The 16,116-nt window shown below is 60.4% G+C and carries 10 protein-coding genes and 3 rRNA genes; 7 read left to right on the forward strand and 6 right to left on the reverse strand.

The window, feature by feature from the left end:
• Positions 1-55 precede the first annotated feature (55 nt).
• Entirely contained in the window at positions 56-1,054 is a 999-nt protein-coding gene (trpS, locus tag L1F31_RS06200; RefSeq protein ID WP_265419779.1) for a tryptophan--tRNA ligase, read from the forward strand.
• A gap of 2 nt (positions 1,055-1,056) precedes the next feature.
• Positions 1,057-2,106 (forward strand): App1 family protein phosphatidate phosphatase, encoded by a 1,050-nt coding sequence (locus L1F31_RS06205; RefSeq protein WP_265419780.1) that lies wholly within the window; start codon positions 1,057-1,059, stop codon positions 2,104-2,106.
• Positions 2,107-2,202: 96 nt separating this feature from the next.
• Here the strand turns inward: L1F31_RS06205 and L1F31_RS06210 are convergent, their stop codons facing one another.
• The 5 genes from L1F31_RS06210 to L1F31_RS06230 form a co-directional block, all read right to left on the reverse strand.
• Positions 2,203-3,174: an NAD(P)H-dependent flavin oxidoreductase gene (locus tag L1F31_RS06210; protein ID WP_265419781.1), complete on the reverse strand. Its 972-nt coding sequence runs from the start codon at positions 3,172-3,174 to the stop codon at positions 2,203-2,205.
• 226 nt (positions 3,175-3,400) lie between these two features.
• A complete protein-coding gene (locus L1F31_RS06215) occupies positions 3,401-4,177 on the reverse strand; it encodes an enoyl-CoA hydratase (protein ID WP_265419782.1) in 777 nt (258 codons plus the stop codon).
• Entirely contained in the window at positions 4,174-5,229 is a 1,056-nt protein-coding gene (locus L1F31_RS06220) for an enoyl-CoA hydratase/isomerase family protein (protein WP_265419783.1), read from the reverse strand. The genes L1F31_RS06215 and L1F31_RS06220 overlap by 4 nt, the downstream gene beginning before the upstream one ends.
• A 1-nt stretch (position 5,230) precedes the next feature.
• On the reverse strand, positions 5,231-6,397 hold the full coding sequence (locus tag L1F31_RS06225; RefSeq protein WP_265419784.1) for an acyl-CoA dehydrogenase family protein: 1,167 nt from the start codon (positions 6,395-6,397) through the stop codon (positions 5,231-5,233).
• 131 nt (positions 6,398-6,528) lie between these two features.
• Complete coding sequence (locus L1F31_RS06230; RefSeq protein ID WP_265419785.1) at positions 6,529-7,044, reverse strand: MarR family winged helix-turn-helix transcriptional regulator; 516 nt, start codon at positions 7,042-7,044, stop codon at positions 6,529-6,531.
• A 52-nt stretch (positions 7,045-7,096) separates the two neighbouring features.
• Here L1F31_RS06230 and L1F31_RS06235 point away from each other — a divergent pair, with 52 nt between their 5' ends.
• From L1F31_RS06235 to rrf, 4 genes are all read left to right on the forward strand, one after another.
• Positions 7,097-7,771, forward strand: coding sequence for an SOS response-associated peptidase (locus L1F31_RS06235; protein WP_429860948.1), 675 nt, complete (start codon positions 7,097-7,099; stop codon positions 7,769-7,771).
• A gap of 564 nt (positions 7,772-8,335) precedes the next feature.
• Positions 8,336-9,863, forward strand: a 16S ribosomal RNA gene (locus L1F31_RS06240).
• 435 nt (positions 9,864-10,298) lie between these two features.
• Positions 10,299-13,416, forward strand: a 23S ribosomal RNA gene (locus tag L1F31_RS06245).
• 201 nt (positions 13,417-13,617) lie between these two features.
• A 5S ribosomal RNA gene (gene rrf, locus L1F31_RS06250) occupies positions 13,618-13,736 on the forward strand.
• The 16S, 23S and 5S rRNA genes sit together here, the layout of an rRNA operon.
• Before the next feature lie 149 nt (positions 13,737-13,885).
• On the opposite strand, the gene L1F31_RS06255 is transcribed toward rrf, so the two are convergent.
• Entirely contained in the window at positions 13,886-14,536 is a 651-nt protein-coding gene (locus L1F31_RS06255) for a GNAT family N-acetyltransferase (RefSeq protein ID WP_265419787.1), read from the reverse strand.
• 141 nt (positions 14,537-14,677) lie between these two features.
• Here L1F31_RS06255 and gdhA point away from each other — a divergent pair, with 141 nt between their 5' ends.
• Positions 14,678-16,024, forward strand: a complete 1,347-nt coding sequence (gene gdhA / locus L1F31_RS06260; RefSeq protein WP_265419788.1) for an NADP-specific glutamate dehydrogenase — start codon at positions 14,678-14,680, stop codon at positions 16,022-16,024.
• Positions 16,025-16,116 lie beyond the last annotated feature (92 nt).

The raw sequence follows: 16,116 nt of genomic DNA on the forward strand, positions 1-16,116 counted from the left end.
GAGGGACGGCCACCACGATTCCGGCCGCTGCGGGCGAAGGTGGCATCATGGGATTATGACGAACTCTTCACAGCCGCGCACGGTTTCCGGTATCCAAGCCACGTCCGATTCTCTCCATCTCGGCAACTACATCGGAGCCCTGCAGCAGTTCGTGACACACCAGGAGTCGCACGACGCCTTCTACTTCATCGCGAATATGCACGCGATCACCGTCGAGCAGGATCCGGCCGATCTGCGGGAGCGGACGCTGCGCACCGCCGCCCAGTTCATCGCTGCCGGCATCGATCCGGAGAAGTCGACGATCTTCGTCCAATCCCAGGTGCCGGCCCACCCGCAGCTGTCCTGGGTGCTCGAATGCACCACCTCGATGGGCGAGGCGACGAGGATGACCCAGTTCAAGGACAAATCGACGAAGCAGCAGCACGTGTCCTTGGGTCTGCTCACCTATCCGGCGCTCATGGCCGCCGACATCCTCCTCTACAACCCGCAGCTCGTGCCCGTCGGCGAAGACCAGCGGCAGCACCTCGAGCTGACCCGCAACCTCGCCGAACGCTTCAACTACCGGTTCGGTGAGACGTTCACCGTCCCCGAGGCGCAGATCCTCAAGGCGACCGCGAAGATCTTTGATCTGCAGAACCCGGGCGCGAAGATGTCGAAGTCCCAGCCGAGCCCGCAGGGCCGCATCGACATCCTCGACGATGCGAAGTCGCTGACGAAGAAGATCAAGTCCGCGGTGACCGATGACGGCACGCAGATCGCCTTCGACCCGGAGAACAAGCCCGGCGTCTCGAATCTGCTGACCATCTACTCCTCCCTGACCTCCCGCCCGGTCGACGACATCGTCGCCGACTACGAGGGCAAGATGTACGGACACCTCAAGGTCGACCTCGCCGAGGTGGCCGTGGAGAAGCTCACGCCGGTGCGGGAGCGCACGCTCGAGCTCCTCGAGGACCGGGCCCAGCTGCAGTCCATCCTCGATCGCGGGGCGGAGAAGGCCAGCGTGATCGCCGAGGCGACCCTGCGCGAGGTCTATGACAAGATCGGATTCATCTGATCGTGGCGAAGAAGAAGCCCGAGGAGGGCCCGCTCAATCTCACCCCGGACATGCTCCATACCGCTGCGCGGGTGGAGGATCGTTTCAACGAGTGGATCCAGAACCGGGCCACCGATCACAGCTATCAGCGGACCGTCATCGCCTACGACACCTACGGCGGCACCGGATGGGTGCGGGTGCTCGGACGCCTCGTGCTCACCCCCAACGGGCAGCCGGCGGCGGACGTCCATGCCAGCATCCGCGGCTGGAAGTCCTTCGTCAACGTGCCCCTGCCCAATGACACTGCATGGGTGCGGGTCAACGACGAAGAGCATATGGTCACCTCCGACCGAGGCGGCATCATCGACACCGTCATCCCCGGCGACTTCGAGCCGGGGGAGACGGAGATCGAACTGTGGACCGATGGATCCCTCGTCGACTCTGCGGCTGTGCGGATCATCGGCGAAGACTCGACCTTCGGCATCATCTCCGATATCGACGACACGGTCATGGTCACCTCGTTGCCCAGGCCGTTCCTCGCCGCCTGGAACACCTTCGTGCTCAGCGAGCATGCGCGCTCGCCGGTGGCGGGCATGGCGGTCCTCTACGACCGGATCACGTTCATGCGCCCGGCGACTCCGATGATCTATCTGTCCACGGGCGCCTGGAATTCGGCGCTGACGATCAAACGCTTCCTCTCCCGCAACCTGTATCCGATGGGCCCGCTGCTGCTCACGGACTGGGGGCCGACGACGACACGGGTCTTCCGGTCGGGCAAGGAGCATAAGCGCAATACGCTCGAGCGTCTGTCGCGAGAGTTCCCGTGGATGAAATGGCTGCTCATCGGTGATGACGGGCAGAAGGATGAAGAGGTCTACGGCGAGTTCGTGGAGAACCATCCGCAGAACGTCGCCGCGGTGGCCATCCGACAGCTGACCGTCGGCGAGGCTGTGTGGGCCGGCGGACGGTCGAAACGGCACGGTCGCGGCCAAGGAGTGCCGTGGATCTACGCTCCCGACGGTGCTGGGCTGGCTTCCCGCCTGACCGAACGCGGAATCATCTCCACCATCTGACCGGACCCTCACCACTACCTGACGGCGCCCCAGCAACCAGGCGCAAGGTTGCTGGGGCGCCGTCACGTAGCAATTGAGGTGAAGTGGTTTTGAGGGTCAGCCGAGTCGGCCCTTGAGCTCCTGCTTCGCGGCTTCGAACTGGGCTGTGAAGCTCGCGACGAGTTCGGCCGTCGTCTGCTGGACGCCGAGGGCGCCGATGCCCTGACCTGAGCCCCAGATGTCGCGCCAGGCCTTCGAATCAGAATCCGGGTCCGAACCGAAGTCCATCTTCGAGGGGTCCGCGTCGGGCAGATTGTCCGGATCCAGGCCCGAGGCGGTGATGGACCCGCGCAGGTAGTTGCCCTTGACACCGGTGAAGTAGTTCGAATACACGACGTCGTCGGCGGCGGAGTCGACGACCATCTGACGGTAGTCGTCGACGACGTTGGCCTCGGGCGTGGAGAGGAACGCGGAACCGACATAGGCGAAGTCCGCTCCGGCGGCCAGGGCGGCCAGGATCGAACGGCCGTGGGCGATCGCGCCCGAGAGCAGGACCGGTCCGTCGAACCAGGAGCGGATCTCCTGGACCAGCGCGAAGGGTGAGAGCGCACCCGCGTGGCCGCCGGCTCCGGCTGCCACGGCGATGACGCCGTCGGCGCCCTTCTCCACGGCCTTGCGTGCGAACCGATTGTTGATGACGTCGTGGAGGACGATGCCGCCGTAGGAGTGGACGGCTTCGTTGACTTCCTCACGCGCGCCCAGCGAGGTGATGACGATGGGCACCTGGTGGCGGACCACCTCGGCGAGGTCGGCCTCGATGCGGTTGTTCGAGCGGTGGACGATGAGGTTGACCGCGAACGGGGCAGCCGGGGTCTCCGGGTTCGCCTCGGTGAAGGCCGCATTCGATTCGCTGATCTCATCGAGCCAATCGGTCAGCTGTGACGCGGGCCGCGCGTTGAGGCTGGGGAAGGAACCGACGATTCCGGACTGGCACTGGGCCTTGACGAGTTCGGGTCCCGAAGCGATGAACATCGGGGAACCGACCACGGGCAGGCGCAGCTGGGAACGCAGGTCAGTGAATGAGGTCATGGAGCTTCCTGATGAGATTGAATGCATGCTCTCACTCTAACCGAACGATTGTTAAATGCGATATGGGACACATCCGATTCCCCTCGATGGGAAGAGTCGCCGTTTCTCGGCCGTGTACGCAGTCGGCGAGGGCGCAGACTGCGGAGACGACGAAGGCGCAGACCCCGAGGAGGAGTCTGCGCCCTCGTGCGGCGCGGCCGGTGAAGCCCGTGCGCCCCTGCGACGCTCAGGAGTCCGTGAAGTTCGGGTCCCGCTTCTCGACGAACGCGGCCATGCCCTCGGACTGGTCGTTCGTGGCCAGGGAGGAGTGGAAGAGGCGACGCTCATAGCGCAGTCCCTGCTCCAGGGTCGTCTCGAACGCGGTGTTCACCGCTTCCTTGACCATCGCCGAGGCGACCCTCGACTTCGACGCGATCGTCTGCGCGATCTCGTTGGCAGTGTTGAGAAGCTCGTCGGGCTCGACGACGCGGGCGACGAGACCGGAGCGTTCGGCCTCCTCGGCGTCCATCATCCGACCGGTCAGGCACATGTCCATCGACTTCGCCTTGCCGATCGCACGGGTCAGACGCTGCGATCCGCCCATGCCCGGCAGCACGCCGAGGTTGATCTCGGGCTGGCCGAACTTCGCCTTCGTCGAGGCGATGAGGATGTCGCCCATCATCGCCAGTTCGCAGCCGCCGCCGAGGGCGAAGCCGTTCACCGCGGTGATGACCGGCTTGCGGACGTCGGTCAGTCGGGTCCAACCGGCGAACCAGTCGGCCTTGAAGGCGGTGGCGAAGTCGAGGCTCGACATCTCCTTGATGTCGGCACCGGCGGCGAAGGCCTTACCGCTGCCGGTGATGATGATCGCCTTGACGGCGTCGTCGGCATCGAACGCGGCAGCCGCCTCGGTGATGTCGGTGAGCACCTGCATGTTGAGCGCGTTGAGCGCCTTGGGGCGGTTGATCGTGATCGTGGCGACGCCGTCGGAGACGTCGGTGAGGATGGTTTCGAAGTCGGTCATGAGAACACCTTCTCTGCGTGATCGGTGGTGAGGATGGATTGAACCTGTTCGTCGCTGACCTCGGCCAGAGTCGCTGGGTTCCACTTCGGATTGCGGTCCTTGTCGATGACCTGGGCGCGGATGCCTTCCTTGAGGTCCGGCAGCTCCGTGAGCGTGACCGCGACCCGGTAGTCCTGTTCGAGGACGTCGGCCAAGGTCATCGTCGCAGCGTTGCGGACCGCGGCCAGGGTCACCTTCACCGAGGTGGGGGCCTTGGTGCCGATGAGCTCCGCAGTGGCCTGAGCCTCGGGGTTCTCATGCGCGGCCAGTGCCGCGACGATGGCCTCGGCGTCATCGCCGGCGTAGCATTCGTCGATCCAGTCCGCCGCCTCGGCGAGTTCGTTCTCCGGGGCCTTGGCCGCGTACTTGCCGATGACGGTGTCGAGGTCCTCACCGGAGGTCAGATCGGCGATGAGGTCGGGGATCTGCGTATCGGGAACGAAGTGGTCGGCCAGTCCCAGGGCGATCGCGGCACCGGCGCCGACGGGCTGTCCGGTGAGTGCGAGATGGGTGCCGAGTTCTCCCGGACCATTGGCCAGAAGATGCGTGCCGCCGACGTCGGGGAAGAGCCCGATCCCGGTCTCGGGCATTCCGACCTTCGTCGAATCGGTGACGATGCGGTGCGATCCGTGACCGGAGATGCCGACTCCGCCGCCCATCGTGATGCCGTTCATGATGACGACATAGGGCTTGGGGAATTCGGAGATCGCGAAGTTCATCTTGTATTCGCGGTTCCAGAACTTCGCGTTCTCGTCGCTGCCGGCCACGATGTCGTTGTACACGGCCTTGATGTCTCCGCCGGCGCACAGACCGCGTTCGCCGCGTCCGGTGACGAGGACGAGGGAGACCGCGTCGTCATCGCGCCATGCGTTGAGGGCCTCGTCGATGCGTGCGACCATGTCCTGGCTGAGCGCATTGATCAGCTTCGGCCGGTTGAGGTCGATGCGGCCCACCCCGTTGGAGACCGAGGTGACGACGGACTCGTCCGCCGCCGCTGTCGAAGGTTCTGTCATATCAGCCCACTCCTGTGCTCTTGCGCGAGATGATCACGCGCATGATTTCGTTGGTGCCTTCCAGAATCTGGTGGACGCGCAGGTCACGGACCAGCTTCTCAATTCCATACTCTGTCAGATAGCCGTAGCCGCCGTGCAGCTGGAGTGCCCGGTTGGCGATGTCGAAGCCGGTGTCGGTGGCCTTGAGCTTGGCCATCGCGGACAGGAGCGAGGTGTTGGCATCCCCGGAATCGTAGGCGTTCGCGGCACGCCACAGGAGGGAGCGGGCGCCCTCCAGATCGGCCTGCATCTGAGCGACTTCGAAGCGCAGCGCCTGGAAACCGGAGAGCTCGGTGCCGAAGGCCTGACGCTCACCCATATAGGCGATCGCCTTCTCCAGAGCGGCCTGACCGCCGCCGAGCGAGCACGCACCGATATTGAGACGTCCGCCGTCGAGTCCGGACATCGCGATCTTGAAGCCCTGACCGGGTGCACCGAGCATGTTCTCCTTGGGAACGCGCACGTTCTCCATGATCACCTGGCGGGTCGGCTGGGCACGCCAGCCCATCTTCTGCTCATTGGGGCCGAAGCTCAGACCCTCCATGCCCTTTTCGAGGATGAACGCGGAGATTCCCCGCGCGCCGTCCTGACCGGTGCGGGCCATGACGAGATAGGTCTCGGAAGTCCCGGCCCCGGAGATGAACTGTTTGACGCCGTTGAGGACGTAGGCGTCACCGTCTTCGCGGGCAGAGGTGCGCAGCGCTGCGGCATCGGAGCCGGCATTGGGCTCGGTCAGGCAGTAGCTGCCCAGGTGGTCCATGGCGACGAGCGAAGAGAGGTATCTTGCCTTCTGCTCGTCATTGCCGAACTGGTCGATCATCCACGCGACCATATTGTGGATGGAGATGTAGGCAGCCACCGAGGGACATCCGGTCGACATCGCTTCGAAGATCAGCGCTGCGTCTATGCGCCCCATTCCGGTTCCGCCGGCTTCCTCGCTGACGTAGATGCCGCCCATCCCGAGTTCAGCCGACTTCTTGATGACGTCGACGGGGAAGAAATGCTCGGCGTCCCATTCGAGGGCGTGCGGAGCGATCTCCGTGTCGGCGAATTCGCGGACCATCCCGGAGATGGTCTGCTGTTCGTCGGTGAGACCGAAGGGAAGTGCAGCGGCTGTACTGCGTGACATGATTCCTCCAAAGATCGGACACCTTGATGGTGATGGACACCACGATACGTCCAAATTACTTGGACGTCCAACTAATTTCGCCGAGGCGGCCCAGCGCAGAATCTGACAATGGCAGTGGGTGCGGTGGCCGCTCAGCCCCTGTTTTCGAGTCCGGAACGCAGGCTCTTGAGGTGGGGGAGGAGGGAGTCGAGGTCGATCCCTGAGAAGTCGGGTGAGGCGAAGACCTCGGAGTTCAGCGCTGTGGTCGCCTGAGCGGCGAGGTCCCGCCCTGCGTCGGTGAGGTCGACGAGAGTCGTGCGACGATCATCCGGATGGCTGCGCCGGGCAACGAGGCCGGCCTTCTCGAGGCGGTCGACGGAGTTCGTCGTCGAGGTCGCATGCACTTGCATGCGAGCAGAGATCTTCGACATCGGCAGAGTCCCGGCCCGTGTGAAGGACAGGAGGGCGAGGACCTCGTAGCGGGAGAAGGTGAGGGCGAAGGGCCGCAGCGCGGCATCGACGCGAGCCAGAAACAGCTGGTGGATCCTCATCACCGAGATCACGGTGGTCATGCCGTCGGCGGCATCGTCCCACCCGTGGGCCAGCCATTGCCGACGGGACTCGTCGATCGGGTCGAGTCTGCTGCCTGTATTCTTTTCTGCCGCCATTGTCGACAGTGTAGTGAAATGAGAGGATGGACGCATGTGTGGTCGACTCAATATGTCGCTCGATCCGGCTGATCTCGCCGATGAGCTCCGGCTGGACGTGGTCTCCTATGACTACACCCCGCGCTACAACGTACCTCCGGGCGCATTCGTTCCGATCGTCGTGGAACGACTCGACGAGGAGGGGCAGCTGCACCGCCGACTCGAAACGGCCTCCTGGGGTTTGGTTCCCGGGTGGGCCAAGGATGTGAAGATCGGCTTCAAGGCCTTCAACGCGCGTTCGGAGACGGTGCTCGAGAAACCGATGTTCCGACAGGCGATCAAACGCCGCCGCTGCGCACTGCCGATTCCCGGTTACTACGAGTGGGAGACCACCGAGGACGGCAAGCAGCCGTGGATGATGAGCGCCGCCGGAAAGGACCCGCTGTTCATGGCGGGTCTCTTCGAATTCTGGAAGCAGCCCGACGAGACTTGGTTGGTGTCGACGACGATCCTCACCATGGAATCGGCCGGACACCTCAGTGACGTCCACCATCGGATGCCGGTCTTCCTCGGCCGCGACCAGATCGATGACTGGATCGATCCTGGAGTGCTCAGCAGCGACGTCCCGAATCTTCTCGGCGCCACTGTCGACCAGGTCGACCCGGCGAGTGTGACCCGGCACAAGGTCGGCAAAGCCGTCGGCAATGTCCGCAACGATTCCCCGGAACTCATCGAGCCTGTCGCTTGAGGCCACGGCTGCCGGGACTCTTTCCGGTCGTGTGAACGCCGATATCGAGGCTCGAATCCGCTGTCGGGGGCACGGTGAGGACGGGGTGAATGAAGCCGTTTTGCACACGCTCGAAGATGTGTGTAATGTAGTCCAGGTTGCCAGGCCGCAAGGAACGGCGACAGTCGCTCTCACCGGGAGTGATTCGGGTGAAACGAAGATGAACTTCGAGTTGCACGGATCGAAACAACCAGGTAGAGTGGACATCCGCTGGCACAGCGAGTCGCAAGACAAAAAGTGCACTAACTGAAACTGGCGCCCCCAGTGAACACGCCCAAAATGTGGGTTGTGGTGATGGGTGAGTGTTTGTGGTTTGAGAATCCAATAGCGTGTTTGTTTGAACAATAAGTGATGCCAGATAATTTTTTCTGGTAAGACAACCGACAGGTTCGAACACTCGGGTGGCAGCCCTCGCCGGCTGGTTGCCCGAATTGTGTGTTCGGGTCTGTTATTTATTTGGTCAACCTTCTTCACCCCGTGAAGTGGGTTGACTGTCTTGCTGGGATTCATTCGTAACATAATTTTTTTATGGAGAGTTTGATCCTGGCTCAGGACGAACGCTGGCTGCGTGCTTAACACATGCAAGTCGAACGCTGAAGCCCGCAGCTTGCTGTGGGTGGATGAGTGGCGAACGGGTGAGTAACACGTGAGTAACCTGCCCCTGATTTCGGGATAAGCCTGGGAAACTGGGTCTAATACCGGATACGACCAGTACAGGCATCTGTTCTGGTGGAAAGTTTTTCGATCGGGGATGGGCTCGCGGCCTATCAGCTTGTTGGTGGGGTAATGGCCTACCAAGGCGACGACGGGTAGCCGGCCTGAGAGGGCGACCGGCCACACTGGGACTGAGACACGGCCCAGACTCCTACGGGAGGCAGCAGTGGGGAATATTGCACAATGGGGGAAACCCTGATGCAGCGACGCAGCGTGCGGGATGACGGCCTTCGGGTTGTAAACCGCTTTCAGCAGGGAAGAAGCGAAAGTGACGGTACCTGCAGAAGAAGTACCGGCTAACTACGTGCCAGCAGCCGCGGTAATACGTAGGGTACGAGCGTTGTCCGGAATTATTGGGCGTAAAGAGCTCGTAGGTGGTTGGTCACGTCTGCTGTGGAAACGCAACGCTTAACGTTGCGCGGGCAGTGGGTACGGGCTGACTAGAGTGCAGTAGGGGAGTCTGGAATTCCTGGTGTAGCGGTGAAATGCGCAGATATCAGGAGGAACACCGGTGGCGAAGGCGGGACTCTGGGCTGTAACTGACACTGAGGAGCGAAAGCATGGGGAGCGAACAGGATTAGATACCCTGGTAGTCCATGCCGTAAACGTTGGGCACTAGGTGTGGGGGACATTCCACGTTCTCCGCGCCGTAGCTAACGCATTAAGTGCCCCGCCTGGGGAGTACGGTCGCAAGGCTAAAACTCAAAGGAATTGACGGGGGCCCGCACAAGCGGCGGAGCATGCGGATTAATTCGATGCAACGCGAAGAACCTTACCAAGGCTTGACATACACTGGACCGTTCTGGAAACAGTTCTTCTCTTTGGAGCTGGTGTACAGGTGGTGCATGGTTGTCGTCAGCTCGTGTCGTGAGATGTTGGGTTAAGTCCCGCAACGAGCGCAACCCTCGTTCTATGTTGCCAGCACGTGATGGTGGGAACTCATAGGAGACTGCCGGGGTCAACTCGGAGGAAGGTGGGGATGACGTCAAATCATCATGCCCTTTATGTCTTGGGCTTCACGCATGCTACAATGGCTGGTACAGAGAGAGGCGAGCCCGTGAGGGTAAGCGAATCCCTTAAAGCCAGTCTCAGTTCGGATCGTAGTCTGCAATTCGACTACGTGAAGTCGGAGTCGCTAGTAATCGCAGATCAGCAACGCTGCGGTGAATACGTTCCCGGGCCTTGTACACACCGCCCGTCAAGTCACGAAAGTCGGTAACACCCGAAGCCGGTGGCCCAACCCCTTATGGGGAGGGGGCCGTCTAAGGTGGGACTGGTGATTGGGACTAAGTCGTAACAAGGTAGCCGTACCGGAAGGTGCGGCTGGATCACCTCCTTTCTAAGGAGCACACATCAGAACCCCAACAGCGGAAGCCGAACGTGTTTCCGGTTGGGAGCTCAAGGGTGGAACATCACTTTTCTTCGCTCGCCCACACAGCCTGGCTGGGGTCAATGCCCCGGGTGCGGTTGTGGTTTTCGGGTGGGCTAGAACGAACACGTTATTGGGTCCTGGAATCACAAACCCCAACACATATGTGTTGGGTGTGGTTTCAACCAACAGGACCAACCCCAGGATCCGTGCAGCAGGAATGCTGGCGCGGGTGGTGGGTGTTTGGTAGTGGTTTGAGAATCGTATAGTGGACGCGAGCATCAATGCTGCAACCCTCTTGTGGGTTGTGGTGTTATGTAATGTGATTTTTCTTGTCATCATCTTGTGTGATTGAAAGACAATTGTTTCGCGCACGCCCATCAACCCGACCTTTGTGTAGGGGTGTGGTGAGTGTCTAAGAGCGCATGGTGGATGCCTTGGCATCAGGAGCCGATGAAGGACGTGGAAATCTGCGATAAGCCTCGGGGAGCCGATAAACAGGCGTTGATCCGAGGGTGTCCGAATGGGGGAACCCCGCCACTCGTGAGGGTGGTGACCCGTGTCTGAATATATAGGGCATGTGGGGGGAACGCGGGGAAGTGAAACATCTCAGTACCCGCAGGAAGAGAAAATAACAATGATTCCGGGAGTAGTGGCGAGCGAAACTGGATGAGCCTAAACCGTGTGCGTGTCAAGCGTGCTGGTGTTGTGTACACGGTGTTGTGGGGTTCGCATGGTCTGGTCCAGCATGGCCAGTCTGTCAGTGTGTGGGTGTAGTCGAACCTGGTGGGAAACAGGACCGGAGTGGGTGAGAGTCCCGTAGACGAAACATCGATCGACTGTCAGTGTGCGTGTGCCCGAGTAGCACGGAACTCGTGGAATTTCGTGTGAATCTGCCAGGACCACCTGGTAAGGCTAAATACTTCCTGATGACCGATAGCGGAATAGTACCGTGAGGGAATGGTGAAAAGTACCCCGGGAGGGGAGTGAAAGAGTACCTGAAACCATGTGCTTACAATCCGTCAGAGCAGTATCTAGATGACTGTGATGGCGTGCCTTTTGAAGAATGAGCCTGCGAGTTAGCGGTGCGTGGCGAGGTTAACCCGTGTGGGGTAGCCGTAGCGAAAGCGAGTCCGAATAGGGCGTATGAGTCGCGTGTCCTAGACCCGAAGCGGAGTGATCTAGCCATGGGCAGGGTGAAGCGTGTGTAAGAGCGCGTGGAGGCCCGCACCCACTTCAGTTGAAAATGGAGGGGATGACCTGTGGTTAGGGGTGAAAGGCCAATCAAACTCTGTGATAGCTGGTTCTCCCCGAAATGCATTTAGGTGCAGCGTTGCGTGGTTCTTGCTGGAGGTAGAGCTACTGGATGGCTGATGGGCCCCACCGGGTTACTGACGTCAACTAAACTCCGAATGCCAGTCAAGGTTCAGCGTGGCAGTGAGACAGTGGGGGATAAGCTTCATTGTCGAGAGGGAAACAGCCCAGACCATCAACTAAGGCCCCTAAGCGTGTGCTCAGTGGGAAAGGATGTTCAGTTGCGAAGACAACCAGGAGGTTGGCTTAGAAGCAGCCACCCTTGAAAGAGTGCGTAATAGCTCACTGGTCAAGTGATTGAGCGCCGATAATGTAGCGGGGCTAAGTACACCGCCGAAGTTGTGGCAGCACCACGAATAGCCGTAATGGTGTGGTGTTGGGTAGGGGAGCGTCGAGTTGCCGGTGAAGCTGCAGTGTGAACTAGTGGTGGAGGCGATTCGAGTGAGAATGCAGGCATGAGTAGCGAAAGACGGGTGAGAAACCCGTCCACCGGATGACCAAGGGTTCCAGGGCTAGGCTAATCCGCCCTGGGTAAGTCGGGACCTAAGGCGAGGCCGACAGGCGTAGTCGATGGACAACCAGTTGATATTCTGGTACCGACACACAACCGACAGTACCAAAACACACGATACTAACCCTGTGATGTCCCCGTCAGACCTTCGGGTCTGTGGTTGGGACTGAGTGGGGGACCTGAGTGTGGAGTCGGTAAGCGTGAGGTGTGACGCAGAAAGGTAGCCAGGCCGTGCGATGGTAGTCACGGTCTAAGGTTGTAGCACGTGGGGGTAGGCAAATCCGTCCCCACAATAGTGTGAGAGCTGATGGGCGCCCCACATTGGTGGGGTGATCTGGTGATCCTCTGCTGCCGAGAAAAGCATCGACGTGAGGGTGTGTGTTGCCCGTACCCTATAACCGACACAGGTGGTCGAGTAGAGAATACTAAGGTGATCGAGAGAATCGTGGTTAAGGAACTCGGCAAAATGCCCCCGTAACTTCGGGAGAAGGGGGACCATCCCGGTGAACCCAACTTGCTTGGGGATGTGCTGGTGGTGGTCGCAGAGGCCAGAGAGAAGCGACTGTTTATTAAAAACACAGGTCCGTGCGAAGATGTAAGTCGATGTATACGGACTGACGCCTGCCCGGTGCTGGAAGGTTAAGAGGACCTGTTAACCCACTTGTGGGTGAAGCGGAGAATTTAAGCCCCAGTAAACGGCGGTGGTAACTATAACCATCCTAAGGTAGCGAAATTCCTTGTCGGGTAAGTTCCGACCTGCACGAATGGCGTAACGACTTCTCTGCTGTCTCAACCACGAACTCGGCGAAATTGCATTACGAGTAAAGATGCTCGTTACGCGCAGCAGGACGGAAAGACCCCGAGACCTTCACTATAGTTTGGTATTGGTGTTCGGTGTGGTTTGTGTAGGATAGGTGGGAGACGTTGAAGCGTGGTCGCTAGATCATGTGGAGTCGATCGGTGAAATACCACTCTGACCATAGTGGATTCCTTAACTTCGGACCCTGATCGGGTTCAGGGACAGTGCCTGATGGGTAGTTTAACTGGGGCGGTTGCCTCCTAAAGAGTAACGGAGGCGCCCAAAGGTTCCCTCAGCCTGGTTGGCAATCAGGTGTCGAGTGTAAGTGCACAAGGGAGCTTGACTGTGAGACGGACGTGTCGAGCAGGAGCGAAAGCTGGGACTAGTGACCCGGCCATGGCTTGTGGAAGCGTGGTCGCTCAACGGATAAAAGGTACCTCGGGGATAACAGGCTGATCTTGCCCAAGAGTCCATATCGACGGCATGGTTTGGCACCTCGATGTCGGCTCGTCGCATCCTGGGGCTGGAGTCGGTCCCAAGGGTTGGGCTGTTCGCCCATTAAAGCGGTACGCGAGCTGGGTTTAGAACGTCGTGAGACAGTTCGGTCCCTATCCGCTGCGTGCGTAGGAAATTTGTGGAGGTCTGTCCTTAGTACGAGAGGACCGGGACGGACGAACCTCTGGTGTGCCAGTTGTTCCGCCAGGAGCATGGCTGGTTGGCTACGTTCGGGATGGATAACCGCTGAAAGCATCTAAGCGGGAAGCCTGCTCCGAGATGAGATTTCCATCCGTGTTTTGCACGGGAGAGGTGTCCTATAGATGATGGGGTTGATAGGCCGGGTATGGAAGCACTGTGAGGTGTGGAGTTGACTGGTACTAATACACCGATCACTCACTCACTCTAACTATTTGGTTGGGGTGGTGTGCGTGGAGTTTGTTTGTGGTCACACATATAAGAGAGTGTTGACAAGATTGTTTCACCCCTGACGGGGTGCGTGTTATGTAGCCTTTTGTTTGGTGTTCGCGTTCGCTGTGCGGTTCTTGGACCATTACCGCCCATAACCCCTCTTGTGGGGTGTGTGGTGGTGGTCTGTGTGGTTTTGCGGTGGTGATAGTGGTGGGGAAACGCCCGGTTAACCGTTCCGATCCCGGTAGCTAAGCCCATGCGCGCTGATGGTACTGCAACTTGGTGGTTGTGGGAGAGTAAGTGACTGCCGCAATATTCTTTGACGGAAGGCCATTCCCGGTTTCGGGGATGGCCTTCCGTGCATTCCCGGACGGCTATGCCTGGGAAGTGATGAGCCTGTCAACCCGGAGACTGCGGCGGATGGCTGAACAGTACAGGTCCGCCCACAGTGCAGGCCCGCCCTCAGGTTTCGATGCCGAGAAAGCTGCGGACAGCCTCTGCGCCGGCCACCTGAACCTCACCCACGCTGCTGCGAAAGTCTTCGGCTCTGAGGACCATCTTGTTCTCTGTCCTCGGCCGCCCTTGCTGCGCAATGATGACGTGATCCCCGTTGGGGGAGTACCCGAGCTTCTCCGACACACGCCTACTGGCATCATTTCCCGCGATGTAAGCAGTCTCGAACCGGCCTGCACCGAAGTGTTCGATGAATGTGCTCACGACCATCGAGCGCATCTTCGTGCCGAAGCCTCGGCCCTGCTCCTTCTTCGCCAGCCACGATCCGGTAGACACCGTCCGGGTGAGCGGATACCGACTCCCATTCACTCCCTGAATTCCGACCACGCGCCCACCCACACGGACAGTGAACTCGATCGTCCACTCATCGACAGTGAAATTCGCTCGCGTCGCCCAGTGATATTGAGCGAGGCTGCGGGCGACCTCCTCATCACTGCCGCTGTCCCAATCGATGAGGAACGCTTCGATCCCGTCCCGACGCACACCGCCTTTTGCGATCTGCGCAAGTTCTGGAAGGTCGCCTTCCCGTACCGGAGACAGCTCCATATCGCCTGACCGCAGATGCAGTGAATAGGGCGGCCAGATCAATTCGATATTCATGCCTGCGTTCTTCCTTCTTCCCCTTATCTGCGCCGAACCGGGCCGTTTCAGCCATATATCCCAAATGAAGTCGCCAGACAGTCATGTCCATAATCTGGTCGCCAGGCGTCATGTTATGCGGGTCACGGTATGTTTGTGCGTATGAGCCTACATCCATCACTGCAGCCAATCTTCGACACGGTGCTCCAGCGCAATCCGGGAGAGTCGGAGTTTCACCAAGCGGTACAGGAAGTCCTCTATTCCCTGGGCCCCGTCGTGGACAAGCATCCCGAGTACCTGGAGCTCTCCGCTCTCGAGCGTCTCTGCGAACCCGAACGCCAGATCATCTTCCGGGTCCCCTGGATCGACGATGACGGCGTGGTCCAGATCAACCGTGCATTCCGCGTGCAGTTCAACTCGGCTCTCGGACCCTACAAGGGCGGCCTGCGATTCCATCCCTCCGTGAATCTCGGCATCGTCAAATTCCTCGGCTTCGAGCAGATCTTCAAGAACGCGATCACCGGCCTGCCCATCGGCGGCGGCAAGGGCGGAGCAGACTTCGACCCCAAGGGACGCAGCGACCGAGAGGTCATGCGCTTCTGCCAGTCTCTGATGACAGAGCTTTCGCGGCACATCGGTGAATACCGAGACGTTCCCGCCGGAGACATCGGGGTCGGCGGCCGAGAGATCGGCTACCTGTTCGGGCAGTACAAGCGAATGACGAACTCCTACGAAGCAGGTGTGCTCACCGGCAAGGGCCTGTCCTACGGCGGATCGATGGTCCGCACGGAAGCCACCGGCTTCGGCGTCGTCTACTTCCTCAAGGACATGCTCGCCGCAGCCAAGAAGAACATCGACGGTCGGACCGTCTCGATCTCCGGATCGGGCAACGTCGCTGTGTTTGCGGCTGAGAAGGTCGCCGCCTTCGGTGGAACCGTCATTACGATGTCCGACTCCGCAGGATTCATCCATGACCCGGACGGCATCGACACCGAACTCGTCAAACGCATCAAGTTCGAAGAGCGCGGCCGCATCTCCGAATACGTCGACGCGCGCGGCGGACGGGCGACCTACCACGAGGGCGGCAACGTCTGGGACGTGGAGGTCGACGTGGCACTTCCCTGCGCGACCCAGAACGAACTCGACGCAGACTCGGCCGCCACTCTGGTCAAGAACGGCCTCATCGCCCTCGCCGAAGGGGCGAACATGCCCTGCACCCCCGAAGCCGTGAAGATCTTCTCCGACGCCGGTGTGCTCTTCGCCCCCGGCAAGGCCGCCAACGCCGGAGGTGTTGCGACCAGCGCCCTCGAAATGCAGCAGAATGCCAGCCGCGACTCCTGGGACTTCGACTTCACCGAGGCGCGGCTCGCCGAGATCATGGGCGATGTCCATGACAGCTGTGCAGCCGCAGCCGACGAGTTCGGACAGCCGGGAGACTATGTCGCCGGTGCGAACATCGCCGGTTTCATCCGCGTCTCCGAAGCCATGCTCGCCCAAGGTGTCGTCTGAGCGTTCGATGACTGTGCCAGAGTCGCGAGCCGGTGAACGTCACCCATGAGTGTGAGGGCAACGGCCCCAGGCTGAGGGACGATCACTCCCGC

This window comes from Brevibacterium spongiae, assembly GCF_026168515.1.
GTDB classification, from domain to species: domain Bacteria; phylum Actinomycetota; class Actinomycetes; order Actinomycetales; family Brevibacteriaceae; genus Brevibacterium; species Brevibacterium spongiae.

Coding starts and splice junctions, on each gene's coding strand:
- trpS (WP_265419779.1), top strand. CDS start 56: ATGACGAACTCTTCACAGCCGCGCACGGTTTCCGGTATCCAAGCCACG.
- L1F31_RS06210 (WP_265419781.1), bottom strand. CDS start 3,174: ATGACCTCATTCACTGACCTGCGTTCCCAGCTGCGCCTGCCCGTGGTC.
- L1F31_RS06215 (WP_265419782.1), bottom strand. CDS start 4,177: ATGACCGACTTCGAAACCATCCTCACCGACGTCTCCGACGGCGTCGCC.
- L1F31_RS06220 (WP_265419783.1), bottom strand. CDS start 5,229: ATGACAGAACCTTCGACAGCGGCGGCGGACGAGTCCGTCGTCACCTCG.
- L1F31_RS06225 (WP_265419784.1), bottom strand. CDS start 6,397: ATGTCACGCAGTACAGCCGCTGCACTTCCCTTCGGTCTCACCGACGAA.
- L1F31_RS06230 (WP_265419785.1), bottom strand. CDS start 7,044: ATGGCGGCAGAAAAGAATACAGGCAGCAGACTCGACCCGATCGACGAG.
- L1F31_RS06235 (WP_429860948.1), top strand. CDS start 7,097: ATGTCGCTCGATCCGGCTGATCTCGCCGATGAGCTCCGGCTGGACGTG.
- L1F31_RS06255 (WP_265419787.1), bottom strand. CDS start 14,536: ATGAATATCGAATTGATCTGGCCGCCCTATTCACTGCATCTGCGGTCA.
- gdhA (WP_265419788.1), top strand. CDS start 14,678: ATGAGCCTACATCCATCACTGCAGCCAATCTTCGACACGGTGCTCCAG.